Source organism: Amycolatopsis marina (assembly GCF_900111885.1).
Classification (GTDB): domain Bacteria; phylum Actinomycetota; class Actinomycetes; order Mycobacteriales; family Pseudonocardiaceae; genus Amycolatopsis; species Amycolatopsis marina.
The window spans coordinates 196,776-220,173 of record NZ_FOKG01000004.1 but is presented as its reverse complement, the minus strand read 5'-3'; the positions used below and the strand labels follow the sequence as shown (position 1 = coordinate 220,173).

At 65.8% G+C, this 23,398-nt stretch carries 25 protein-coding genes, 1 tRNA gene and 1 pseudogene; 20 read left to right on the top strand and 7 right to left on the bottom strand.

What is annotated here, in order from left to right; translation table 11 throughout:
* Positions 1-9: 9 nt before the first annotated feature.
* On the bottom strand, positions 10-1,461 hold the full coding sequence (locus BM199_RS08970) for an alpha,alpha-trehalose-phosphate synthase (UDP-forming) (RefSeq protein ID WP_091671921.1): 1,452 nt from the start codon (positions 1,459-1,461) through the stop codon (positions 10-12).
* A gap of 76 nt (positions 1,462-1,537) precedes the next feature.
* On the bottom strand, positions 1,538-3,055 hold the full coding sequence (locus BM199_RS08965; RefSeq protein ID WP_177242536.1) for a threonine/serine exporter family protein: 1,518 nt from the start codon (positions 3,053-3,055) through the stop codon (positions 1,538-1,540).
* A 271-nt stretch (positions 3,056-3,326) separates the two neighbouring features.
* Here BM199_RS08965 and BM199_RS08960 point away from each other — a divergent pair.
* A tRNA-Thr gene (locus tag BM199_RS08960) sits at positions 3,327-3,402 on the top strand.
* 90 nt (positions 3,403-3,492) lie between these two features.
* Here BM199_RS08960 and BM199_RS08955 read toward each other — a convergent pair.
* The gene (locus tag BM199_RS08955; RefSeq protein ID WP_281245681.1) at positions 3,493-4,269 is read right to left on the bottom strand and encodes an IclR family transcriptional regulator; all 777 of its coding nucleotides are present in this window, start codon (positions 4,267-4,269) and stop codon (positions 3,493-3,495) included.
* Positions 4,270-4,372: 103 nt separating this feature from the next.
* Between BM199_RS08955 and BM199_RS08950 the strand changes: the two genes are divergently transcribed.
* From BM199_RS08950 to BM199_RS08885, 14 genes are all read left to right on the top strand, one after another.
* Complete coding sequence (locus BM199_RS08950) at positions 4,373-5,020, top strand: ABC transporter permease (RefSeq protein WP_245788235.1); 648 nt, start codon at positions 4,373-4,375, stop codon at positions 5,018-5,020.
* A 136-nt stretch (positions 5,021-5,156) separates the two neighbouring features.
* Positions 5,157-6,083 (top strand): ABC transporter ATP-binding protein, encoded by a 927-nt coding sequence (locus BM199_RS08945; RefSeq protein WP_091671917.1) that lies wholly within the window; start codon positions 5,157-5,159, stop codon positions 6,081-6,083.
* On the top strand, positions 6,073-6,852 hold the full coding sequence (locus BM199_RS08940; RefSeq protein ID WP_091671916.1) for an ABC transporter permease: 780 nt from the start codon (positions 6,073-6,075) through the stop codon (positions 6,850-6,852). Before BM199_RS08945 ends, BM199_RS08940 begins: the two co-directional genes overlap by 11 nt.
* Positions 6,853-6,881: 29 nt before the next feature.
* Positions 6,882-7,817, top strand: coding sequence for a glycine betaine ABC transporter substrate-binding protein (locus tag BM199_RS08935; RefSeq protein WP_218160317.1), 936 nt, complete (start codon positions 6,882-6,884; stop codon positions 7,815-7,817).
* On the top strand, positions 7,814-8,317 hold the full coding sequence (gene fae / locus BM199_RS08930; RefSeq protein ID WP_091671912.1) for a formaldehyde-activating enzyme: 504 nt from the start codon (positions 7,814-7,816) through the stop codon (positions 8,315-8,317). The genes BM199_RS08935 and fae overlap by 4 nt, the downstream gene beginning before the upstream one ends.
* A gap of 2 nt (positions 8,318-8,319) precedes the next feature.
* Positions 8,320-9,429, top strand: a complete 1,110-nt coding sequence (locus BM199_RS08925; RefSeq protein ID WP_091671910.1) for a mandelate racemase/muconate lactonizing enzyme family protein — start codon at positions 8,320-8,322, stop codon at positions 9,427-9,429.
* A complete protein-coding gene (locus BM199_RS08920) occupies positions 9,426-10,928 on the top strand; it encodes an aldehyde dehydrogenase (protein WP_091672130.1) in 1,503 nt (500 codons plus the stop codon). The genes BM199_RS08925 and BM199_RS08920 overlap by 4 nt, the downstream gene beginning before the upstream one ends.
* A gap of 59 nt (positions 10,929-10,987) precedes the next feature.
* A complete protein-coding gene (locus BM199_RS08915) occupies positions 10,988-11,890 on the top strand; it encodes an NAD(P)-dependent oxidoreductase (RefSeq protein WP_091671909.1) in 903 nt (300 codons plus the stop codon).
* A 2-nt stretch (positions 11,891-11,892) separates the two neighbouring features.
* Positions 11,893-13,068 carry an iron-containing alcohol dehydrogenase family protein gene (locus BM199_RS08910; protein WP_091671907.1) on the top strand — a complete coding sequence of 392 codons (1,176 nt, stop codon included), beginning with the start codon at positions 11,893-11,895 and terminating at the stop codon, positions 13,066-13,068.
* Positions 13,069-13,124: 56 nt separating this feature from the next.
* Positions 13,125-14,597, top strand: a complete 1,473-nt coding sequence (locus tag BM199_RS08905) for an NAD-dependent succinate-semialdehyde dehydrogenase (protein ID WP_091672128.1) — start codon at positions 13,125-13,127, stop codon at positions 14,595-14,597.
* Positions 14,598-14,833: 236 nt separating this feature from the next.
* Positions 14,834-15,091, top strand: a complete 258-nt coding sequence (locus BM199_RS08900) for an amphi-Trp domain-containing protein (protein ID WP_091671906.1) — start codon at positions 14,834-14,836, stop codon at positions 15,089-15,091.
* A 196-nt stretch (positions 15,092-15,287) separates the two neighbouring features.
* On the top strand, positions 15,288-15,518 hold the full coding sequence (locus BM199_RS35175) for a maleylpyruvate isomerase N-terminal domain-containing protein (RefSeq protein ID WP_091671904.1): 231 nt from the start codon (positions 15,288-15,290) through the stop codon (positions 15,516-15,518).
* A complete protein-coding gene (locus tag BM199_RS08890; RefSeq protein ID WP_091671903.1) occupies positions 15,508-16,404 on the top strand; it encodes a hypothetical protein in 897 nt (298 codons plus the stop codon). Before BM199_RS35175 ends, BM199_RS08890 begins: the two co-directional genes overlap by 11 nt.
* Before the next feature lie 67 nt (positions 16,405-16,471).
* Complete coding sequence (locus tag BM199_RS08885; RefSeq protein WP_245788234.1) at positions 16,472-17,044, top strand: TIGR03086 family metal-binding protein; 573 nt, start codon at positions 16,472-16,474, stop codon at positions 17,042-17,044.
* Between the two features lie 483 nt (positions 17,045-17,527).
* On the opposite strand, the gene BM199_RS08875 is transcribed toward BM199_RS08885, so the two are convergent.
* Positions 17,528-17,965, bottom strand: a complete 438-nt coding sequence (locus BM199_RS08875) for a hypothetical protein (protein ID WP_143101802.1) — start codon at positions 17,963-17,965, stop codon at positions 17,528-17,530.
* Positions 17,966-18,041: 76 nt separating this feature from the next.
* Positions 18,042-18,734, bottom strand: coding sequence for a winged helix-turn-helix transcriptional regulator (locus tag BM199_RS08870; RefSeq protein WP_091671898.1), 693 nt, complete (start codon positions 18,732-18,734; stop codon positions 18,042-18,044).
* 108 nt (positions 18,735-18,842) lie between these two features.
* Between BM199_RS08870 and BM199_RS08865 the strand changes: the two genes are divergently transcribed.
* From BM199_RS08865 to BM199_RS08845, 5 genes are all read left to right on the top strand, one after another.
* Entirely contained in the window at positions 18,843-19,958 is a 1,116-nt protein-coding gene (locus tag BM199_RS08865) for a WD40/YVTN/BNR-like repeat-containing protein (protein WP_091671896.1), read from the top strand.
* On the top strand, positions 19,955-20,251 hold the full coding sequence (locus tag BM199_RS08860) for a MoaD/ThiS family protein (RefSeq protein WP_091671895.1): 297 nt from the start codon (positions 19,955-19,957) through the stop codon (positions 20,249-20,251). Before BM199_RS08865 ends, BM199_RS08860 begins: the two co-directional genes overlap by 4 nt.
* A 244-nt stretch (positions 20,252-20,495) precedes the next feature.
* The gene (locus BM199_RS08855; RefSeq protein ID WP_091671893.1) at positions 20,496-20,747 is read left to right on the top strand and encodes a hypothetical protein; all 252 of its coding nucleotides are present in this window, start codon (positions 20,496-20,498) and stop codon (positions 20,745-20,747) included.
* A gap of 99 nt (positions 20,748-20,846) precedes the next feature.
* A complete protein-coding gene (locus BM199_RS08850; RefSeq protein ID WP_245788233.1) occupies positions 20,847-21,416 on the top strand; it encodes an ArsR/SmtB family transcription factor in 570 nt (189 codons plus the stop codon).
* 26 nt (positions 21,417-21,442) lie between these two features.
* Positions 21,443-22,183: an SRPBCC family protein gene (locus tag BM199_RS08845; protein WP_091671889.1), complete on the top strand. Its 741-nt coding sequence runs from the start codon at positions 21,443-21,445 to the stop codon at positions 22,181-22,183.
* On the opposite strand, the gene BM199_RS08840 is transcribed toward BM199_RS08845, so the two are convergent.
* Both BM199_RS08840 and BM199_RS08835 read right to left on the bottom strand, forming a co-directional pair.
* Positions 22,167-22,454: a DUF397 domain-containing protein gene (locus tag BM199_RS08840; protein ID WP_091671888.1), complete on the bottom strand. Its 288-nt coding sequence runs from the start codon at positions 22,452-22,454 to the stop codon at positions 22,167-22,169. The two genes, BM199_RS08845 and BM199_RS08840, sit on opposite strands and share 17 nt — an antisense overlap.
* A pseudogene (locus BM199_RS08835) lies at positions 22,441-23,255 on the bottom strand (helix-turn-helix domain-containing protein). Before BM199_RS08835 ends, BM199_RS08840 begins: the two are co-directional and overlap by 14 nt.
* Positions 23,256-23,398 lie beyond the last annotated feature (143 nt).

Below are 23,398 nucleotides of genomic sequence, written 5' to 3'. Positions count from 1 at the left end.
GATTGAGATTTAGCTGGACGGCTCGGCCCCGAGAGCTTCCAGGAACGAGCGCGCCCACCGATCGACGTCATGGGTGAGGACCTGACGGCGTAGGGCGCGCATCCTTCGGCGGCCCTCGGCGGGGTCGAGCGTAATGGCAGCCTCCAGAGCGTTCTTCACCCCATCAAGGTCATGTGGGTTGACCAGGAACGCGCTGCTCAATTCGGCCGCCGCGCCGGCGAACTCGGACAGCACGAGCGCCCCGCCAAGATCATGTCGGCATGCGACGTACTCCTTGCACACCAGGTTCATCCCGTCGCGGAGCGGAGTCACCACCATGACGTCGGCCGCCGAGAAGAACGAGGCGAGCTCCTTGCGGTTCACCGACTGGTGCAGGTAGTGCACCACCGGGTGACCGACACGGCCGAACTCGCCGTTGATCCGGCCGACCATCTGTTCGATGTCGCTGCGCATCCGCTGGTAGTGCTCCACCCGCTCCCGGCTGGGGGTGGCCAGCTGGATGAAGGTGACGTCCTCCGGGTGTACACGGCCCTCCTGCAGCAGCTCGTGCAGGGCTTGCAGGCGCAGGTCGATGCCCTTGGTGTAGTCGAGCCGGTCGACGCCGAGCAGGATCGTCCTCGGATTGCCGACGTCGGTGCGCAGCTGTGCGGTGCGCTCGGCTACCTCCTTGGTCCGGGCGAGGTTGTCGAGGCCGGCCGCGTCGATGGAGATGGGGAAGGCGCCCACCCGTACCGTGCGGTCGCCCACCTGCACCATGCCGGGCCGGGAACGCACGCCGACGGCCCCCCGGCTCGGCTCGAGGCCGATCAGCTGGCGCGCCAGCCAGAGGAAGTTCTGCGCGCCGCCCGGGCGATGGAACCCGACGAGATCGGCACCGATCAGGCCTCGCACGATCTCGGCCCGCCACGGCAGCTGCATGAACAGCTCCACCGGCGGGAACGGGATGTGCAGGAAGAAGCCGATGCGCAGGTCGGGACGCAGTTCACGGAGCATGCTCGGCACCAGTTGCAGCTGGTAGTCCTGCACCCACACCGTCGCGCCCTCGCCCGCGACGGCCGCGCTGGCCTCGGCGAACCGCTGGTTCACCCGCACGTAGCTTTCCCACCAGCCACGATCGAAGACCGGCCGCTCCACTACGTCGTGGTAGAGCGGCCAGAGGGTGGCGTTGGAAAAGCCCTCGTAGTAGTCGCGGACCTCGTCGGCGGACAGCGTCACCGGGTGCAGGATCAGCCCGTCGTCGGTGAACTCGTCGACCTCGACGTCCGGAATGCCGGGCCAGCCGACCCAGGCTCCCTTGCGGGAGCGCAGGAACGGCTCCAGCGCGGACACCAGGCCGCCGGGGCTCTGGGTCCAGCGCTGTGTTCCGTCGGTGGAGCGGTCGAGGTCCACGGGCAGCCGATTGGCCACCACCACGAACTCCGCCGCCGTGTTCGTTGGCTCGGTAGTGTCCGGGCGCGGCATACCCCGACACTATCGCGCGGGAGGCGAGTCCGTGGTGTGAGCAATTCCGCAGGTTGACGCCTGATCAGCGGTGTCCTCAGTCCAGGCGGCGTCCCGGTCGCAGCGGACCGGCCATGCGCGGCCCGGACAGCTTGCGTTCGAGCCTGCCGAGACCGGTGCGCAGCGGCTGGGCCAGGAACTCGCCGAGGACCACGCCGGCGGCCAGTGCGAGTCCGATCGCGACGGCGCTCATCAGGATGGTGATCTCGCCGAAGTTCGCGAGCTGGTCCAGGCCGCGGTAGGTGGAAAGACCGGGTAGCAGCGGGGTGATTCCGGACACGGCGACGACCAGCGGGGTCACCTTCAGCCTGCGGGCGAGCACCCCGCCACCGAGGCCGACCAGCGTGGCCGCGACGGCGGACGCGGTGATCTGCTCCACGTCGGGGAGCAGTCGGAGGGAGCCGTAGGCCCCGGCGCCGACGGCGCCGGCGACCGCGGCCACCAGCAGGGGCCGCAGCCGTGAGTAGGAGGCGAGCGCGAAGCAGGCCGCCGCGCCGGAACCGGCCATGATGATCGATGGCAGGTCGAACGCCGTGGTGGCCGGGATCGGTGGCGGGGTCTGGTCGGCCTCGAACGAAGCGGCGATGTTGATCGCGAGCGCGACGCCGGTGATCAGTCCGGCGCTCATCATGGCCACTTCCATGGTCCGACCCGAGGCAGTGACGTAGTAGCCGGTGATGGCGTCCTGGACGGCCGAGACGGTGGACAGCCCGGACAACAGCACGGTGATCGCCGCGGCGACGACGATCGTCGGCTGTTCCAGCGGTATCAGGCTGGTGTTGACCAGCACGGTCGCCGTGAGTGTGGCGATGAGACCGCCGACAGTCTGCTGGAAGAAGAATGGCAGCCCGTACTTGTTGAGAAAGCGGCCGAGCCGGTCCACCACGGAGCTGATCACGAACGCGACGAGTGCGGTCCAGATGTTGCCGCCGATGATGATCGAGACGAACGCGGCCATCCCGCCCCAGGCGAGGGTGGAGACCCAGCGCGGGTAGGGGTGCGGAGCGCGGTAGATCCGCTGCCACTCGCTGTAGGCGTCCTCGGCGCTGATGTGGCCGCGAGTGATCTTCTGGACGAGTGCCTCGGTGTCGGTGAGGCGGCTGTAGTCCAGACTGCGGCTGCGCACCACGCGCAGGGACGTGACCGGCGGCACGTCGGAACCACGGTGGCAGCTCACGGTGATCGACGTGAAGATCACGTCGACCTCGCACTGCGGCAGACCGTAGGCGGAGGTGACCGCGAGGATCGTGGCGGTGACGTCGGAGGCACCCGCCCCGCTGAGCATCTGCACCTCGCCGAGCCGGAGCGCGAGGTCGAGCACGAAGTGGACCCGAGTCTCGTCGGGCAACTGCGGCCCCATGGCGATCTCGGCGTCCACCGCCGGCTGTTCGCCGGTCGGCGCCTCCAGCACATGCCAGGCGCGCTCGGGTTCCTGGCCGCGGCGCTTGCCCGCGGCGGCACGCTTCTCACCGCCCTGGTCGTCCTCCGGCGGCTCCAGGATGTTCCACGCGCGCCTGCGATTGGCGGCCATTTTCCCGCGCTGGCTGATCTTCAAGCTCGGTCCACCTCCTCACTGATTCCCGCTGACCATCGACGCCGGAGCCTCGACCGTTGCACGTTCGTAGTAGTGGCGTCCACCACATCGTGTCGTGATCGTGAGCGCCGCGTTATGACCTGAAGTTTCCGCAGGTGAGAGCCATTCTGCCCGCGAGGCCGTACGGGGCGCGAGTTGTGCGATCCGACCCGTCGCGCGAGGTGCCGAGACGTGGGCGATAAACTCGGATCTTGACGGCGTACCCGGACCTGTCCGGCCGCGTCGCGACTTGGCCGGTATAGCTCAGCTGGTAGAGCATCTGTCTTGTAAACAGAAGGTCAGGGGTTCGAGCCCCCTTGCCGGCTCCACGTTGGGAACCACCTCTGGGCAGGTGTTGTTCCTGCCGTTCGAGATCTTTCTCGCGGACGGCGGCCTCTGCGAGGTCGATCTGCGAATGCTCAGCCTTCGCTGACCAGTCGTTGGGTGAGTTGCTGCGCAGCGCCGACGACAAACCGGCCTGCTGCTTCGAGTCGGTCCCCAAGGCGTGCTTTGGGTGCGGTGATGTTGATCGCGGCTACGATCCGGCCGTTGAAGTCGCGAACCGGTGCCGAGCAGCCGACCACTCCGTGCTCGAACTCCTCGTCCACCATGGCGTATCCGCGGGTCCTGATCCCGTCTATTTCGGACAGAAGTTGATCCGGATGTTGTATGCGGGGGTGTGCGCCGGCCGTTGCCAGCTTCTCCGCAGTGAAGAAGGCGCGTACCGCATCGGTGTCCCAGTCGGAGACGAGCACCCTGCCCGCCGAGGTCGCCGCGGCAGGGACTGCTACGCCTTCCCAGCCCACCCCGCGGAACGCGTGTGAAGGAGTTTCGCTGGCGATGGTGAGGACGTCATTTCCGCGGAGCACGCACAGCACAGTCGTCTCCTGCACGCGGGCGACGACTCCCCGCAGGTAGGGCGTGGCGATGGTGACCAGACGCGACTCGAGCGTTCGGGCAGCGAGCGCGAAGAGCCGCCAACCGACGCGGTATCCCAGGGTTTGCTCGTCGCGTTCGACCAGCCCCTCTTCTGCCAGGGATGACAAGGCCCGCGACACCTGCGACTTCTCCCGGCCGACCAGCTGGGCCACTTTGCTGACGCCCATCGGCTCACCTCGACCGGAGGGCCCGTGTGCGAGCACATCGAGAATTTCGAAATCTCGTCGCAATCCAGCCGCGTTGACCCGCGTTGCCACATTCGCTCCCAGGGGGTGTTGCCATATGGACAACTCATATTGCTCGTAAACCTACCCGATTGTAGCTTCCTGTTGTCGCCGTCACACGAACGGAGGTGGGCAGGTGACGTTCCTCGAGTACCTCGACTTCAACTGGGATGACCTTCTCGTCATGAGCCTTGAGCACCTCACGGTCGTGGTGCTGGCGCTGGGAATCGCCACGGTCGTCGGGTTGGGGGTGGGCGTGCTGACCTGGCAGAGCCCGCGCTGGTCCGGCATCGCGGTGTCCACAGCAGGGGGACTTCTCACGATCCCCTCGCTGGCACTGCTGGCCCTGTTGATCCCGTTCTTCGGTCTCGGTTGGGTGCCCTCGGTGATCGCTCTGGTGGTCTACTCGCTGCTGCCGATCGTGCGGAACACCATTGCCGGGTTGCGAAGCGTCGACACGGCCATCCTCGAGGCAGCCAACGGAATGGGGCTGTCGCGACCGACCGCGATTTGGCGCGTACAGCTTCCGATGGCGTGGCCGGTGATCGTCACAGGCATCCGCGTCGCAGCGCAGATGTTGTTCGCCATCGCCGCCATCGCCGCTTACGTCGCCGGGCCGGGCTTCGGCAACGAAATCTTCGCCGGCCTTTCCCGGCTTGGCGCGACGAACGCGCTGAACCAGGCTATTGCCGGCACGGTCGGTGTTGTCCTGCTCGCACTGGCTTTCGACGCCACTTTCATTCTCATCCGCCGTCTCACGACTTCGAGGGGGCTCCGTGTCTAACCCCATTCCTGTCGCCGATGCTCGCCGTCCGGGCCTTGGTTCACCGGCCGCACGTTCGCACGGCGCTTCGATCCAACTCGCCGATCTGACCAAGCGGTACCCCGGTCAGTCCGTTCCCGCTGTAGAGAATGTCTCGATGGACATCGCCCCCGGCGAATTGGTGATGTTCCTCGGTCCTTCCGGTTGCGGCAAGACCACCACGATGAAGATGATCAACCGGCTCATCGAGCCGACGAGCGGGCACATCCTCATCGACGGGCAGGACGTCCTGCGCATCGACCGAAACGAACTCCGCCGGAGCATCGGATACGTCATTCAGCAGATCGGCTTGTTCCCACACATGACGATCGGGGACAACATCGGCCTGATCCCACGGTTGCTCGGCTGGAAAGCGACGAAGATCGCCGGCCGTATCGACGAGTTGCTCGAGTTGGTGGGTTTGGACCCTTCGGCATACCGCGGACGGTATCCGCGGCAACTGTCCGGTGGACAGCAGCAACGGGTGGGTGTTGCCCGCGCGCTCGCCGCCGATCCGCCGATCATGCTGATGGACGAGCCGTTCGGTGCGACCGATCCGATTACTCGGGAACACCTGCAGAATGAGTTCCTGAAACTGCAGAAGGAACTGCGTAAGACGATCATCTTCGTTACGCACGACTTCGACGAGGCCATCAGGCTCGGTGATCGAATCGCGGTTCTCCGAGAACGTTCGGTGATCGCCCAGTTCGACACCCCAGAACGGATCTTGTCCGCACCGGCAGACGATTACGTCGCGAGTTTTGTCGGCTCCGGCGCCGCGATCCGGCGGATGGGGTTGACCACGGTCGGCGACGCGATACACCAGGGCGTGCTCGATCGGGCGTTACCGGACGGAAGTACCGACGGGATAGTGGTGCGCTGCGAGGACACCATCCGGGACGCTATCGACGCCATGCTTCGCGGCGGAAGCGCACACGTCACCGTGCACGACGCGGCCGGACATCCGCTGGGCAGTCTCGACTTCGAGCGGGTGTGCGAACTGTGGGCACGAGCCGGCCAGGTGAATGATTCCCATGTCCGTTGACACCCTCAGTTCGGCGTTCGAGGTGAAAACAGATGAACGCTGGTCGCGGCGCGCACTGGCCAAACATCTGCTGACTCCCGCCATACTTGTGAGCGTCGTTCTCGCGCTGTACCTATGGGTTTCCAGCCGCGAACTCGACAGTATCGAGGTCAGGGTGCTCAATGCCGGGATGATCGGTGACGCGACGCTGCAGCACCTGAAACTCACGGCGATCGCCACAGCAGCAGTGGTACTGATCGCGATGCCGCTCGGTGTCCTGCTGACGCGACCGGGGACCCAGTGGCTCACACCGTTCGCGCTCGTCGCCGCCAATGTGGGTCAGGCGACGCCTGCGCTCGGTGTCCTGGTCATCATGGCGATGGTGTTCTCGATCGGCCAGAACATCGCGATCGCGGCCCTGATCGCCAGCGCCGTGCTACCGGTCCTGCGGAACACCATCGTCGGTATCCAGCAGGTGGACCGGAACCTCGTAGAGGCCGCGAACGGCATGGGCCTCACTCCGCTGCAGGTGCTGCGCAAGATCGAACTGCCGCTTGCGATACCGGTGATGCTCGCAGGGCTGCGCACCACGATCATCATCTGTGTCGGTGTCGCGACAGTCGCCACCTTCGTCAACGCAGGAGGACTCGGCGACATCATCGTCGCCGGAATCAAGACCACCCGGACCCCGATCCTCGTCACCGGTGCCGTGCTCACAGCCGTCGTCGCGTTCACCCTCGACTGGCTCGCGGGAGTCCTCGAAAAGTCGGTTCGTCCACGCGGACTCTGAACCGCACACCACCATTTCTGGAGAACCCCATGTATATGCGCAAGCTTCTCACCTTGGCGACCGCAGGCTTTGCGGCGGTCGCGCTCGCCGGATGCGGGTCCGGGGATGCCTCGGTCGGCGAAGGGTCGCTGGCAGGCGCTTCCTTCGTCGTCGGTGCCAAAGACTTCAGTGAGCAGAACATCCTTGCCTCCCTGACAGCCCAGTTGCTGGCCGCCAACGGTGCCGACGCCGAGCCCAAGCAGATCACCGGCTCGGTCAATACCCGAAAGGCCCTGGAGTCCGGCGAAGTCGACCTGTACTGGGAGTACACCGGAACCGGGTGGATCACCTACCTCAAGCACACCACGCCGATCGGTGATCCGGAGGAACAGTACTTGGCGGTGAAGAAGGAAGACGGTGCCCAAAACGCCATCGCCTGGCTGGAGCCGGCGGACTTCAACAACACCTACGCCCTCGCCGTCCGTCGAGAGTTCGCCGAGGAGAAGGGCCTGGCCTCCCTGTCCGATCTTGCCTCGTTGGCGAAGTCGGACCCACAAGCAGTGACCATCTGCGTCGAAAGTGAATTCGCGGCCAGGGACGACGGGCTCAGCGGCCTACTCAAGACCTATGGCATCGACGTTCCCCGCCAGCAGATCAAGACGCTTGATACCGGGGTGATCTATACCGAGACGGACAACGGCGACACCTGCAACTTCGGCGAGGTGTTCGCTACCGACGGCCGGGTCGCGAATCTGGATCTGACCGTGCTTACCGACGACAAGCAGTTCTTTCCCGTCTATCAAGGAGCACCGACCTTGCAGCAAGCGACGCTGGACGAGCACCCGGAGATCGCGCAGATCCTGGCACCTCTGGCGGAGAGGCTCGACACCGAGACGATGCGGCGGCTCAACGCCCAGGTTGACGTCGATGGCCTGGACGCCGACGACGTGGCGGAGAAGTGGCTCGAGGAGGAGGGACTGCTGTGACCGAGGTGCAGATCGGCGAGAGCTTCATCGGTGAGGGCGCCGAAGCAGCTCACGTCAATACGGTTCTCGGCCCGCGAGACGGCTCCGTGGGTACCGCCTGGGCGGGCGCCTTGGCCGGCCCCAACCCTGGACACCAGCCGTTCGTCGCCATCCTTCGCCCCGGGTTACCCGTCAAGCCCCTGACCCTCTTCGTCAACAAGGCCACGATCTCCGAGCACGACCACGGATTGCTGCATTGGGGACCGGCGCAGGCAGGTATCGCGGCCGGGGTCGCTGACGCCGTGGCCGACGGAGTGGTGCGGGCCGAGCAGGTGGATGAACTCGCGTTGATCGCCGCGGTCTGGGTGAACCCGGCCGCGAAGGACCCCGACCTGGTCTACCGCAACAACCGTGAGGCGGTTCGGACAGCGCTGAACGCGGGGGCTGCTCGGGAACCTGACCTCGACCGCGTGCTCCAGGCCCGTGCCCGCCCCCACAATCCCTTCTACACAGCGGACTGAGAATGAAGATCACCAATATTCGGCTGGACCGGCTCCGGCTGAACCTTGACCCGCCGTTCCATGCTGCATGGGATCCGATCCCACGAACGCATTTCGACGCGACGGTGGTTCGAGTGGAGACCGACCAGGGCATCGTCGGCATCGGGTCTGGCGACACCATGGACGGGTTCGAGGCGTTCGAGCACCTGTTCATCGGCACCGATCCGTTGCAGATCATGCGCCAGATCAGGGTCATCGAGACCATCAACTTCCACGCCGGACGGTTCTGGCCGTTCGAAGTCGCCCTGTGGGACATCATCGGAAAAGTCACCGGCGTTCCGGTATCGGTGTTGTTCGGCAACCTGACCACCCGCATCCCCGCTTACATGTCCACAGGGGAGCTCAAGGGCCCGGAGGAGCGGGTCGAGTCAGCGCTTGCCGCGCGGCAGCAGGGGTTTCGCGCGATGAAGATTCGGATCGATCGGCACGGCATCGAGCGGGGGATCGCCTCGGTGCGCGGTGTGCGCGATGCGTTGGGGGACGACTTCACCATCATGGTCGACCTCAACCAGTCGTGGCGGATGGCAGGCGATGTCGACCCGGCACTGGACGTCAAGACCGTATCCCGAACCGTGCGTCGGCTCGAGGAGCTGGGCGTTTTCTGGGTCGAGGAACCGTTGCCCTACAACGATCTGCAAGGTCTCAAAGAGCTGCGCGCTTCGACAGGATTGCGGATCGCAGGTGGGGAGATGCTTCCTTCGTTCAATGACGTGCTCACCTATCTGGACCACGACCTGCTCGATGTGTATCAAATGGACTGCGTACTGGCCATCGGCATGCATCGCAGTCGCACGGCGGCAGAACTGGCTCAACACCGCAACCGCCAATTCACCCCACACAGCTGGACCAACGGCATCGGCGTGCTCGCCAACTTGCATGTCGCCGCGGGCGTCGGAGCAGCACCCTACTTCGAGTTCCCCTACGACCCGGTGGGATGGACGGCCGAGCGACGGGACTTCATGCTCGCGAAACCGGTATGGATCGATGCGGAGGGATATGTCAATGTCCCTGACACACCAGGGATCGGCGTGGAACTGGACGAGGACGCAGTCGAGAGGTGCGCGGTGCGATGAGCGAGTTGCTGAAGCGTAGCCACGAAGACTGGGTGCGGGCCGCCAAGAACAGCACACCGGAAGGGCGCATGTTCGTCGACGGCGACTACCGGCCAGCGCTGTCCGGCGAGACGTTCGAGTCACGTACCCCCCGTGACGGCAGTGTCATTGCCGAGGTGGCGCGCGGGAGTGCGGCGGACGTCGACTCGGCTGTCCGCGTCGCCCGATCGTCCTTCGAGGATGGACGCTGGCGATCGCTGGCGCCCCGCGCCCGTAAGCAGATCATGCTGCGGTGGGCCGAACTCGTCCGGGAGCACACCGAGGAACTCGCGCTGCTCGAGACGCTCGACGTAGGCAAACCGATCGCCGAGTCGGTTCGTGTCGACGTGTCGTCCGCGGCGTTCTGCCTGCAGTGGTATGCCGAAGCGCTGGACAAGATCTACGACGAGGTGGCACCCAGCGGTGAGGGAACATTGGTGACAATCACCCGTGAACCGCTCGGGGTGGTCGGTGCCGTTGTCCCGTGGAACTACCCGCTGATCATCGCTTCGTGGAAGCTCGCACCCGCGTTGGCGGCAGGCAACAGCGTGGTCCTCAAACCGGCGGAACAATCGTCGCTGTCCGCGCTGCTGCTGGCCCGCCTGGCGATCGAAGCCGGTGTTCCGGCAGGCGTGTTCAACGTGGTGCCAGGACTGGGAGTGGAGGCCGGCCAGGCACTCGGCCGTCACCCCGACGTCGACAAGATTGCCTTCACCGGCTCCGGGGATGTGGGCAAGCTCTTCCTGCAGTACGCGGGCGAGTCCAACGGCAAGCAGGTGCAACTCGAGGCGGGCGGCAAGTCGCCACAACTCGTGCTGGCCGATTCCAGCAACCTGCCTGCCGCAGCCGAAGCGATCGCCTGGGGAATCTGCTACAACGCCGGCCAGACCTGCAACGCGGGATCGCGGCTGCTCGCCGACCGCGCTGTCAAGGACGAACTACTGTCCCGAGTCCTCGACGTCACGGCAAGGTTCGTCGTCGGCGATCCGCTTGATCCCACCACCACGATGGGGCCGATCGTGGATCAGCGTCAGCTCGACACAGTGCTCACCTACATCGACCTCGGCCGGGAAGATGGTGCTGACCTGATCGGCGGGCGAAGGTTGAACCCGGACAGCGGCGGGTACTTCGTCGAGCCCGCCGTCCTCGACAAGATCGCCAACACCAGCCGGGTCGCACAGGAAGAGATTTTCGGTCCCGTCCTGTCCGTGCTGGAGTTCGACGGCGTCGAGGAAGGTTTGGCAATGGCCAACCAGACCGTCTACGGCCTTGCCGCCTCGGTTTGGACCAAGGACCTGGCCACCGCCCACCGCGTCGCCGGCAAACTGCGCGCCGGGACGGTATGGGTCAACACCTTTGACGCCACCGATGTCTTCGCTCCCTTTGGTGGTTTCAAGGCTTCCGGTTCCGGCCGCGACAAGTCCTTGCACGCCATGGACGAATACAGCGCGCTGAAGACCACCTGGATCGACTTCTCCTGAACACCGGCCATCCGCGCCGGCCTCTCCCAACTCCGTCTTTCTCGCCAAGTGAGGTACTCGTGAAGGTTGGATTCATCGGACTCGGGCACATGGGTGGACCCATGTCGCTCAACCTGTTGCGGGCCGGTGTCCCGCTCGTGGTGCACGACAGAGACAGCGAAGCCGCGGAGCAGCACGTCGCGCTCGGCGCGTCATGGGCCGACACGCCGGCTGAGGTGGCGGCCGAGGTCGACGTCCTGATCACGATGCTTCCCGGACCGCGCCAGGTCGAGAGCGTCCTGGTCGGCTCCGGCGTGGTCGAGGAACTGCACGCCGACGCCGTGTGGATCGACATGTCCACCTCGACGCCGGAGGCTGCGCGTACCGCGGGCGAACGCCTTGCTGAGCGTGGTGTACATCGGTTGGACGCTCCGGTCAGCGGGATGGCGCGTGGAGCGAGCGAGGGCACCTTGCAGATATTCGCCGGTGGTGACAAAGAGATCTTCGAGCGGTGCAGGCCACTGCTGGAGATCATGGGCGATGCCGAGCGGATCTTCCTGGTCGGCGGCCACGGGGCCGGGTACACGGTGAAGCTGATGGTGAATCTGCTCTGGTTCTCGCATCTGGTCGCCACCGCCGAGGTACTCACCATTGGCGTAAAGGCCGGGGTCGACCTGAATGTGCTCCGGCAGTCCCTGATCGCGAGTCCCGCGAACTCCCGGTTCCTGGAACGGGACGTGGCAGGCATTCTCGAACACGGGGACTACGACGAGTCCTTCGCCATGATGCTGGCCTGTAAGGATCTCGGGCTGGCAGTCGATCTCTCCCGCGACGTGAACGTTCCCGTGGAGCTTTCGGCGGTCGTGGAACAGATCTACCGCCGGGGCAAGGCGAAGTACGGTGGCCTTGCGGGCGAGATGATTCCGGTGCGGCTCTACGAGGAACTGGCAGGGATCGACCTGCGCGTCCCGGCGGGAGCGTGACCATGAACGAACTCGTCGGCCCGCTTTCCGGCACAGCGTTGAGTATCGAACCGCACGCGCATGTCGATTTCGGGGCCGCCGCGGTGGACCACCTGCCCCAGGCGATCGCATACGTCGGACATCAGCGCGCTTTCGTCGTCACCGACAGGGGGATGCGAGCGACTGGGATTCTCGACCAGGTGCTTCGCATCCTCGAGAGCGCTGGCATCGAGACCGCGCTCTACGAGGGCGTCGAATCGAACCCCACCACCCGCACCATCGACGATGCCACTGCCCAGGTACGCCGGTTCGGCGCCGCTGCCGTGGTCGCCGTCGGCGGAGGCTCCGCCCTCGATGCCGCTAAAGGCATCGCCCTGCTGGCCGCGAACCGTGGTGTTGCCAGGGACTACGCCTACACCGCGGAACCACCGTTTCCCGGCCTGCCGATCGTGGCTGTACCGACTACGGCGGGGACTGGCGCCGAGACCAACGGCTTCGGCGTGATCGAGGATCCCGTTGCCCGCTGCAAGGTCTATATCGGCCATGCGAGCGTACGTCCGCGTTACGCGATACTCGATCCCGAACTCACCGTGGGTCTACCCGCGAAAGTGACAGCCGCGACCGGAATGGATGCCCTGACGCACGGGATCGAGTCGCTTGCCTCCAAGGGAGCCAACCCACTGTCGGTGGCCTACGCGACTGAGGCCATCCGGCTGGTCAGCTCCAGTCTGGTGACCGCCGTGGCTGACGGTTCCGACCTCGACGCACGATCTCGATTGATCATGGGTTCGCACCTGGCCGGCCTCGCGCTGACCCTCAGTGGGCTTGGCCTGGTGCACGGCATCGCCCACACCATCACCAATCACACCGGCGCCGTCCACGGACTCGCGCTGACCGCGGTGCTCGACGAAGTAATGCGACGATCGGTCGACGTGGCCGGTTCGCCGTACAGCCTGGTCGCACAGGCGATGGCATTGCCGACATCCGCCGACACACGGAGCAACGCCCGATCCGCGATCACCGCGGTTCGAGACCTGGCCGACGACGTCAAGGCCCGGCTTCCGCTACGGGACCTGGGCGTCGACGACACGATGATCGCCTCGATCGCGCGAGGCGCGCTCGAGGACGTCGTCAGTGGCAACCATCCCCGGTTGTTCGCCCAGGCCGAGATCGAAGAGATCCTGACCGTTTCGCTGTGAACGGGCGGACGAGAGAGCGACGACAGATGACCACGATTCCAGGCGGGTCGACCGGCATGCACACCGATCGGGAGCGACGAGTGCTCGACGCCGTGCACACCGGCGTTTTCGCCGCAGGCAACTGGCGGCCTGCCGCATCCGGACGCACGTTCGAGGTCGTCGATCCGGCTACTGAGCTCCCGTTGATCGCTGTTGCCGATGGTGGCCCCACTGACGCAGGGGCAGCCTTCGATGCCGCGTGTGCCGCGCAACCGGACTGGGCGGCGACAGCGCCGCGGGAACGGGCAGAGATACTGCGCCGCGCCTTCGACGGGCTGGTCGCCCGCACCGAAGAACTGGCGCTGCTCATCACCCTGGAAATGGGCAAACCACTGGCGCAGTCACGGGGCGAAGTCGCATACGCGGCGGAATTCCTGCGCTGGTTCTCCGAGCAGGCGGCGCATATCGGCGGCACCTATCGACCAGCTCCGGCTGGCGCTCAACGGCTCATCACCCACCGGCAGCCGGTGGGCCCATGCCTGCTGATCACACCGTGGAACTTTCCGTTGGCCATGGGCACACGCAAAGTTGGCGCGGCCATCGCTGCGGGTTGCACCATGGTGCTCAAACCCGCCGAGCTGACACCACTGGCCAGCTTCTTCTTGGCGGAAGTACTCAGCGAAGCAGGCCTGCCGTCTGGTGTGCTCAACGTCGTCACCTCGTCCGATGCGGCGGCGCTGGTGGCCCCCATCCTGGCCGATTCCCGGCTCCGCAAGGTGTCTTTCACCGGGTCGACCGAAGTTGGCAAGATCCTGCTGCGCCAAGCGGCGGACACGATCCTGCGCGCGTCGATGGAACTTGGCGGAAATGCGCCATTGATCGTGTTCGACGACGCGAACCTCGACGATGCGGTCGAGGGAACGATGGTGGCGAAGATGCGCAACATGGGGCAGTCCTGCGTAGCGGCGAACCGGCTGCTGGTGCACGAGTCCATCGCCGAGGAGTACGTCGAACGGCTGGCAGAGAGGATGGCTGCCCTGCGCGTCGGCCGGGGTACCGAGGACGGAATCGAAGTCGGCCCGCTGATTGACGAGAAGCAGCGGCAGAAGGTGGCCGGACTGGTGCAGGACGCCGTCACCTGTGGAGCACGGCCCGTCACCGGTGGTCTGATGCCAGGTGATCGGGGTTACTTCTACTCGCCCACTGTGCTAGTCGATGTGCCCGCGACCGCTCGGATCGCGCAGGAGGAGGTCTTCGGCCCGGTTGCGGCCATCACGACGTTCCGCGGTGAGGACGAGGCCTTGACCCTGGCCAACCAAACCCGGTTCGGGCTCGTCGGCTATGTGTTCAGCCGTGACATCTCACGAGCATTTCGCGTAGCGGAAGCCCTCGAAACCGGGATGGTCGGCATCAACGAAGGACTGGTCAGCAATCCCGCGGGTCCATTTGGCGGTGTCAAGCAATCCGGGCTCGGGCGCGAGGGTGGAGACGAAGGCATCGAGGAGTACCTGAGCACGAAATACATGGCACTGGCGCTGCAACAAAATTAGTGTTGCTGTCGCAGCCGACGGACGAGGACGGCGAGAACGGCCTGAGGTATCGGCATGCCGCTCGAGGTGGCGTGCGAAGTACCTGGCCCGGAACAGCGAATCCCGGCGCTGAAGCGGGCGTCGTGGCCGGTCCTCATTCGGGGGCAGCAGGGTGGCGGACAGGCGCCCGCAGACGGTTGAATGAAGTTGTCGGCGCATAGATGCCCCTGTCGAAAGGGGCGAAATGGAGGACCCGCGTGACCAAGGCACCACGAGACATCGAACGTATCTACTCCACGGCAGACGTCGTCGCGAAGCTGCGGCGCCTCGCGGACGCGCTGGAGACGGAAAGCTCCTTCCGGATTCAGATTGCGGGCGAGCGATTCCGGGTGCCAGGTCGGGCTCAGTTCTCCATCGAGCACGAGCGTGGCGACGACGAGGAGGAGATCGAGTTCCAGCTCAAGTGGAAGCTGGACGGGACAGGTGAGCCCGATGAAGGGGAACCGATCGTCTAGTGTCGCGTGATCCTGCTCGTCTTGCGTCTGCTGGGGAATCAGGCGGCGCCTGATTCCCCAGTGCCAGTTCGTCTGGCTCAGCTTCGCGACGAGCCGCCGACACCCTCGACCGCGTAATCCGCTCTTGACAGCACGTGCGGACCCACCATGCTAAACTGAAAGGTTAATTAACTAATTAGTTTATTAGGGGGCCGGCGTGGTGGACTTTGCTCCGGTGGCTGGGCAGCTGAGGGTGTTGTTGAACGGCACGGCTGACAACCAGCTCTCGGCGCCGACGCCGTGCACCGAGTACACGGTGGGGGATCTGCTCGACCACCTGTTGGCGCTGACGTACGAATGTCGCAACGCCGCCTCTCCACGTCGGGTGGCCGATCTGTTCAATACTCGCTTCCTTCCGGTACGCCAAGCTTGGTCCCATGAGTGTTGACCTGTCGCGTGCCGCGTCATTCCTTTCCGGTCATGGTCGGCTGCTTGACCGGCGTCGCTTCGAGTTGCTTGTGGGGGAAACGGGGCCAGACGCCGTACTCGCCGCAGTTGATGGCTATCGCAACCCCGACGGCGGATACGGCTGGGGATTGGAACCTGACCTGCGCGCGCCGGAAAGTCAGCCCGGCGGCGCGCTTCATGCCTTCGAGGTGTTCGAGGAAATCGCACCGGCGAGGACTCCGCGGGCGGTTGAGCTGTGTGACTGGCTGGACTCCGTGACGCTGCCGGACGGCGGCCTGCCGTTCGCGCTGCCGGTAGCCGACGCCACCGCCTGCGCGCCCTTCTGGGCAGGAGCCGAGCACACCGTTTCGTCGCTGCAGAGCACCGTGTTCACCGCAGGCGTCGCGCTACGGGTTGCCGCACACGATCCTGCCGTCGCGGCGCATCCCTGGCTGGAGCGCGCCACCCAGTACTGCTTCGACGCCCTCGCCGCGCTGGACTCGGCGCCGCACGCGATCGCGCTGTCGTTCGCCGTCCGCTTCCTCGATGCCGCGCACGAGCGGTATTCAGCGGCGCCGCCGCTGCTGGCGCGACTCGGTCGGTTCGTGCCGGACACCGGCCTGGTTCCGGTTCAGGGTGGCAGCGAAGGGGAGACGATGCGTGCACTCAATTTCGCTTCGGTGCCCGGTAGCCCGGCGAGTGCGCTGCTGCGGGCCGACGTGATCGAAGCCGAACTGGACGCGTTGGCCGCGCAACAGCAGGAGGATGGCGGCTGGACGGTCGACTTCGCCAGCTACTCGCCGGCCGCGACCTTGGAGTGGCGAGGTTACGCGACAGTGGGTGCTCTGTTGACGTTGAAGCGCGCCGGACGCCTCTTCCGCCCTTGACAGCACGTGTGGAATCTCTATCCTAAACCGGACGGTTAATTAACTATCTGGTTTATTTGGAGATGTCGTGGTGGATTTTGCCCCGGTGGCCGGGCAGCTGAAGATGTTGCTGAACGGGACGACTGACAACCAGCTCTCGGCGCCGACGCCGTGCACCGAGTACACGGTGGGGGATCTGCTCGACCATCTGATGGCGCTGACGTACGAATTTCGCACCGCTGCCGAGAAGACGCCCGGCGCGGGCACGAAAGGGCCGCCCGAGGCCTCGGCCGGCAACTTGCCCGCGGATTGGCGGGAGCAGCTTCCCGCACGGCTGGACGCACTGGTGGAGGCCTGGGCGGACCCTGTCGCCTGGACCGGGGAAACGCGCGCCGGGGGCGTGACGATGCCTGCCGAGATGATGGGCGTCATCGCACTGGACGAGGTCGCCGTGCACAGCTGGGACCTTGCTCGCGCGACCGGGCAGCCGTTCGAATGCGATCAGGGGAGCACGGAGGCACTCTTCGCGCTTTTGTCGCAGTCGACAGACGAGGACGGCAAGAACGGACTGTTCGGGCCGGTGGCGGCGGTCCCCGCCGACGCGCCTCTGTTCGACCGGGTCCTCGGCCTCACCGGCCGGGATCCTGCGTGGAAGCCTTGACCTCGCGCCGAAACCGTGCGGCAGTGGGACGGGTGGTCCCGATCATCCCGAAATGTGTTTCAGTGGCCCGCCCGCATGACCGCGTCCTCCGGAGTGTGGTGGCTCGACGCGTACCGCGAACGCCGGTATTTCCGTGCTGGACCACTGTGGACTCCAGGGCGGGGTCGCCCACCTTTGCCCGGTAACCTTCGTGTAGCTCGGTGATGGCGAAAGCGGATTCGGCCTGGCTGCGCTCGGCCGAGTGTGATCGGCATGGGCATCCGAGATCCAGATCTCGTCGAACTGCTCCAGTGTGGTGTGCCGCTGGAGTTCGGCGAGCGTGCCCGTTTCGGTATCGAACCAGAGCCGAGTCTCCCCAGTGGACACCAAATAACCGGAACACGGGTGTCCGGCCGTGCGTATGGTGTGGCGCTGCCGAGGACGGTGACGGTGAGGCTGCTCATCGGGAGAGACTGGAACGTGCGGTGTTGAACGGCGTCACCATTATCCGGGGCGCGGAGACCCAGCCAGATCCGCCGTTGCCACAGCTCGGTCCCGGCCTGCCGCCGTCACCTCCTTGATGAGGAGCTCGTCCACCTCGATCCGAACCGTGAGCTCGCCCCTGCCGTCTCCCTGCGCCGTGACGGAAACGAAACCGAGATCGTTCCGGGGCAGGGTGAAGTGCTTCTCCCAGGGCAGTTCGACATCAGCGTGCTGTCTGCCGCTGACCGGTGGACGCGCGATCCCGTCGGTGATGTAGCTGATCGTCTCCGCGGTTCCGCTTCCGGTCACTCGGTAAACGATCGAGTACTCACCGGTTGCCGTACTGGTCGCGAACAGCGCGATGACCGAGGCAACCAGCGCAGCAGCGACCCCACCGATGCTGAACATTTGGGCCGGGTGGGGCTTCCTTGCCTGCCGCGCAGCAGGCGACTCGATCATTCAGGTGGCTCCCTGCCCCGTTGGCAAACCGGCGCTTTTGCGCTGTACCAACATTTCGCGACGCGGGGGCCTGGTGTTACCGGCTGGTCTGTTCGGTCCAACCCGCTGCGGGAACCGGAAGGGGGAAAAGTGTCAGGAATCGCTCGACCACGGCCCGGTCACCTTCCACGGTCACCGATCCCGAGTCGACCGCGGCGTCGAGATCCTGCCCGCCGTAGAGGAGCCCGGCGAGAATGATCGGCGTCGTATCCACGACGGCGTCCGGAGCCTGGTCGTGATTGCCCGGTGCTCGGTGGACTTCGAACTTGCCCTGGTCCACCTTGGCAAGGAAGTGCTCCTCGCCGAAGCGCAACTCCAGCCCGACACCGATGTCCGCACTGGCGGCGGGCTCGAAGTTCGTGCGCAACGAAAGGACGACAGAGCTGACGCTGAGGTTCGCCTCGCGGGGCCGGGACGGTGATCGGGCCCCCCAGCGGCCGAGCCGCATGATGACCGGCTCGAGTTCCTGGCCCCACTCGGTGAGTTCGTACACCGACGCTCCGGACGGCGGGCCGAGCCTGCGCCGCCGCACGACTCCTGTCTCCGTCAGCTCGTCGAGCCGGTGGGACAGCACGTTCGCACTGATTCCGGGCAGGCCGACCCGCAGATCCGTATAGCGCTTGGGGCCCAGCACCAGTTCTCGTACGACCAGTAGGGCCCAACGCTCACCGACCAGGTCCAGTGCGTGCGCCATCCCGCACGCGTCGTTGTAGCTCCTACTGGTTGCCATAACGCCCAAGGCTAGCAGCGCTGATCTTTATTTCGGACTGTCTGGTTGTTTTTTAGGAGTGACGGCTGCTACATTCGCGCGACGGCAGCTTTGGCGAACGGAGTGGGGATGACCGGGGTACGAGTGCTGGTCGGCACGCGCAAGGGGGCGTTCGTGCTGACCTCGGACGGCAAGCGCGAGAAGTGGGATGTCAGTGGCCCGCACTTCGCGGGCTGGGAGATGTACCACCTCGCCGGTTCACCCGCCGACCCCAACCGTCTCTACGCCTCCCAGTCCGGCGGCTGGTTCGGCCAGGTGATCCAGCGCTCCGACGACGGCGGCGACACGTGGGAGCCGGTGGGCAACGAGTTCACGTACGACGGAGAAGTCGGTACGCACCAGTGGTTCGACGGCACGCAGCGGCCCTGGGACTTCACCAGGGTCTGGCACCTCGAACCTTCGTTGACCGACCCGGACACCGTCTACGCGGGCGTCGAGGATGCCGCGCTGTTCCGCTCGGTCGACGGTGGGCAGACCTGGGCCGAGCTGCCCGGCCTGCGCACGCACGACTCGGCGCCCTCGTGGCAGCCAGGGGCGGGCGGAATGTGCCTGCACACCATCGTTCTCGACCCTCGCGACCCCGCGCGGATGTTCGTCGCCATCTCGGCCGCGGGTGTGTTCCGCACCGACGACGCGGGCAAGACCTGGCAGCCGATGAACAAGGGCCTGCGGTCCGGCGGCATTCCCGACGAGGACGCCGAGGTGGGCCACTGCGTCCACAACCTCGCGATGCATCCATCGCGCCCGGACGTGCTGTACATGCAGAAGCACTGGGACGTCATGCGCACCGACAACGCGGGTGAATCCTGGCACGACATCGGCGACAGCCTGCCCACCGACTTCGGTTTCCCGATCAGTGTGCACGCGCACGAGCCGGACACCGTCTACATTGTTCCGATCAAAAGCGACTCCGAGCACTTCCCGCTGGACGGAAAGCTGCAGGTCTATCGCAGCCGGACGGGCGGCAACGAGTGGGAGGCGCTGACCAACGGCCTGCCGCAGAGCAACTGCTACGTCAACGTCCTTCGGGACGCCATGGACATCGACTCGCTCGACTCCTGCGGCGTCTACTTCGGCACCACCGGCGGTCAGGTGTACGTCTCCGCCGACGCGGGTGACAGCTGGTCGCCCATCGTCCGCGACCTTCCGGCCGTGCTCTCCGTGGAAGTCCAGACGTTGCCATGATTCGCGTCAAGTTGCCGACCCACCTGCGCACGCTCGCCCGGGTTGACGGCGAGGTGCTGCTCGACATCGACGGAAAGGTCACCCAGCGCGCGGTCCTCGACGCGCTTGAGGAGCGCTATCCGATGCTTCGCGGCACCATCCGGGACCACGTGACACAGAAACGGCGTGCCTTCGTCCGCTTCTTCGCCTGTGAGGAGGACCTCTCCCACGAGTCGCCGGATGAGCCGCTGCCCGAGTCGGTCGTCACCGGCGCCGAGCCCTTCCTTGTCGTCGGGGCGATGGCAGGCGGTTGAGTCCGCGTACTACCCTGGGTGACCACCTGAAGTCCGAATGACATTTAGCCGCTCCATTTTGTTGTCCCAGCAGTGGCGTGTACCACTGCGAGGGCGGCGAGTTTCACATTTCGTTTCGGTTAATTCGATCAACTGCCTAGTATTACGCGCGGTAACAGACATCGATGCGGATGCGGGGACGGGCGTTCGGATCGGGAACGACTGCGTGAGTGTGTGCGTCACACGCAGGGAGCGAGGGAGACGCATGAAGACGATCGAAGCGCCCGCGGCCGAGCGGGTCAGCACACCCATTTTCGAGCAGTTGCGTGAGGAGTTCGGGTTCACCCAGCTCATCGCCGAGATCACCGGCGAGTCCGAGCAGGATGACACCGCTGAGGACACCGCGCAGGCTGGTGAGCAGGCGGAGGGGTCCGACGACACCCCCGCCGCCGCTGATGCCGTCACGGAGACGGAAGCGGTTGATTCCACCGAGGACGAGGACGGCGACGAGGCCTGATCCGCCCTCGCTCGACCTTCCTGGGGGCCGGCTGCGCCATGGCTGTGCAGCCAACGGCTTTCACTTGACAAATTAATCTGTCAATTGGAAGCTGTGACTGTGACCACACGAGACCTCGTCGAGGAGCCCGACCGGGTGCGCCAGGCGCTGTCCCCGCTCCGCCGGCAACTACTGGCCCGCCTGCGCACTCCCGCGTCGGCGTCCGAGTTGGCCGCCGAGCTGGAGATGCCGCGTCAGCGCCTCGGCTATCACCTGCGCCAGTTGGAGGAAGCCGGGCTGATCGAGCTCGTGGAGGAGCGGCGCAGGCGTGGATTCGTCGAGCGGGTGCTGCGGTCCACCGCGGACGCTTTCGTGGTCGACCCCGGTGTGCTCGGCAGGCACGAAAGCCGCCACGCGGCCGATATCCACGCCGCCGAGCATCTGCTCGACGCGGCCACCCGCACCGTCCGTGACGTCGCCAGGATGCAGGCGGGCGCGGAACGTCAGGGCAAGCGATTGCTCACCTTCACCGTGGAGACCGAGGTTCGCTTCGGTGCTCCCGGCGACGTACACCGATTCACCGAGGCCCTCGCCGGCGCCATCGCCGACGTCGTGGCCGACTTCGACACGCCGTCCGGGCGCCCCTACCGGCTGATCGGAGCCGGTCACCCCGCCCCCAAAGCCGAATGACCGGCCATCACCGACTGGGAGAAGACATGGAAGCGAACCCGTCACAGGGCAAGGAAAGCCCGCGCATCGAGGTCACCATCGCCGCGCCCGCCGACGAGGTCTGGCAGGCGCTGCGCGACCCGGAACTCATCCGGCGCTGGCACGGGTGGCACTTCGACGGGCTTGACGACGAGGTGCGCGAGATCTATTTCAAGGACGTGACCGAGGACCCCGAGCAGCGCGTGCTGAAGGTTCAGGGGAACGACCGGTTCAGCCTGCATCCGGTGAATGGTGGAACGGTCGTCCGGATCACCCGGTCACCGCTCGGGCTGGATCCCGACTGGGACGCCTACTACGACGACATCACCGAGGGCTGGACGACGTTCCTGCACCAGCTGCGGTTCGCTGTGGAGCGGCACGGTCTCGCCGAGCGGCAAACCCTTGTGCTGGAAGGCATCCTGGCTGATCAGCGGGAACCGTTCGCCCAGGTGCTCGGCCTCGGTGCGGCGGCCGGACTCGCGGAGGGCGAGCGATACCGGGCAAGCCTGGCACCAGGCGACGAGTTCAACGGTGTGGTCTACGCGCGGACGGAGAACCAGTTGCTGCTCACCGTCGACGAACTCGGCGACGGACTGCTCGTCGTGGCCCGGCAACCGCGCAACCCGAACCGTCCCGACGGCGGAGCCCTCGCGGTGCTGACCGCCTACGAGACCGACCCGGCCGACTTCGCGGGGTTGGAAGGTCGCTGGACCACGTGGTGGAAGTCGGTGACTAACGCACCTGCGTGAGCAGGGCCTGCCACGGAGCGTGAGGGACGGTGAGGGTGCCGCCGGACCGGTCCTTGGTGTCGCGGACCAGGACCTCGTCCGGCCGGTGGCCGACCTCGACGCAGTTGCCGCCGTTGCCACTGTGGCTGCTGGTCTGCCAGCCGACTTCGACACAGTCGCCGCCGTTGCCACTGTGGCTGCTGGTCTGCCAGCCGACTTCCACGCAATTGCCGCCATTGGTGCTGTAGCTGCTGGTCCGCCAGGCGACGCCACCCGGCTCAGGCTTGTTCATCGCGGTCCTCTCCCGACGAGTACAGCTCGGTTGCCAGGTTGGCAATCAGCTCCCGCGATTGTCCCTCACTGAGGGACTTGTCCGCGAGCCCGTTCAAGACCCGACGGTAGGCCGCGATTTCCCGGGATTCCTCCAGGAACAGGCATGAGGTCTCGCTGTCCAGGTACACGACGGGTTTGAACTCCGCGAAGTCCATCAACTGGAAGTGCCCTGCGATCCCGGCGTGCCCGCCACTGCAGCGGGTATCACGCGCAGGGAGATGTGTGGGCGCACTGACATTCGCAATAGGTGGTGCAGCTGGTCCGACATCACCTCCGGTGTTCCGACCGGAAGCTGGAGGACGAACTCGTGCAAAAAGAAGGTAAGGCGCACCGCGGGAGACCTGCTGAGCAGGCTTTGCCTGGCAAGTCGGGCGGCTACTCGATCCTCGATTTCATCGGGAGGTGCGTTACCGGTCTCGGTCATCAACGCTCGCGCGTAGTCGCCGGTCTGTAGCAGTCCTGGGAGGATCACCGGCTGAAAGTCGCCAATGCTCACCGCCTTGTCCTCGTGGTCGATGAGGGTGCGGAGTTGCTTCGGGAGACGGTCGCCGTGTTGCTGGAGCCAGCCCGGCCGGGTCTGCTCGTAACTGAGCTGGAGCAGCCGTTCGCGTTCGGCGCCCTTCACCTCGCAGATGGTGAGGAAGCTGACCACCTCCATCTCCGTGCCGCCGCGCTTTCCGCTCAACAGCCGGGAAACCCGGCTCTGTGACCAGCCGAGCTTGCGCGCGACTTCGGAGCCGGACAGACCGGCCCCGCGCATCGCAGCGCGCAGCGCTTCACCCAGTTCCCGGCTGCGGACGGTGGTTTCGCGATCCTCCATGGACCCGAAACTAGACCGGGCGCGACAAATTCCGGGGCGGCGCGCGGACGTTTCCCCCGAAGAGGCGCGGGTGTGTCCATGGG

Coding starts and splice junctions, on each gene's coding strand:
- BM199_RS08970 (WP_091671921.1), bottom strand. CDS start 1,461: ATGCCGCGCCCGGACACTACCGAGCCAACGAACACGGCGGCGGAGTTC.
- BM199_RS08945 (WP_091671917.1), top strand. CDS start 5,157: ATGGACATCGCCCCCGGCGAATTGGTGATGTTCCTCGGTCCTTCCGGT.
- BM199_RS08940 (WP_091671916.1), top strand. CDS start 6,073: ATGTCCGTTGACACCCTCAGTTCGGCGTTCGAGGTGAAAACAGATGAA.
- BM199_RS08935 (WP_218160317.1), top strand. CDS start 6,882: ATGTATATGCGCAAGCTTCTCACCTTGGCGACCGCAGGCTTTGCGGCG.
- BM199_RS08925 (WP_091671910.1), top strand. CDS start 8,320: ATGAAGATCACCAATATTCGGCTGGACCGGCTCCGGCTGAACCTTGAC.
- BM199_RS08920 (WP_091672130.1), top strand. CDS start 9,426: ATGAGCGAGTTGCTGAAGCGTAGCCACGAAGACTGGGTGCGGGCCGCC.
- BM199_RS08910 (WP_091671907.1), top strand. CDS start 11,893: ATGAACGAACTCGTCGGCCCGCTTTCCGGCACAGCGTTGAGTATCGAA.
- BM199_RS08905 (WP_091672128.1), top strand. CDS start 13,125: ATGCACACCGATCGGGAGCGACGAGTGCTCGACGCCGTGCACACCGGC.
- BM199_RS08890 (WP_091671903.1), top strand. CDS start 15,508: ATGAGTGTTGACCTGTCGCGTGCCGCGTCATTCCTTTCCGGTCATGGT.
- BM199_RS08875 (WP_143101802.1), bottom strand. CDS start 17,965: ATGATCGAGTCGCCTGCTGCGCGGCAGGCAAGGAAGCCCCACCCGGCC.
- BM199_RS08870 (WP_091671898.1), bottom strand. CDS start 18,734: ATGGCAACCAGTAGGAGCTACAACGACGCGTGCGGGATGGCGCACGCA.
- BM199_RS08865 (WP_091671896.1), top strand. CDS start 18,843: ATGACCGGGGTACGAGTGCTGGTCGGCACGCGCAAGGGGGCGTTCGTG.
- BM199_RS08860 (WP_091671895.1), top strand. CDS start 19,955: ATGATTCGCGTCAAGTTGCCGACCCACCTGCGCACGCTCGCCCGGGTT.
- BM199_RS08855 (WP_091671893.1), top strand. CDS start 20,496: ATGAAGACGATCGAAGCGCCCGCGGCCGAGCGGGTCAGCACACCCATT.
- BM199_RS08845 (WP_091671889.1), top strand. CDS start 21,443: ATGGAAGCGAACCCGTCACAGGGCAAGGAAAGCCCGCGCATCGAGGTC.
- BM199_RS08840 (WP_091671888.1), bottom strand. CDS start 22,454: ATGAACAAGCCTGAGCCGGGTGGCGTCGCCTGGCGGACCAGCAGCTAC.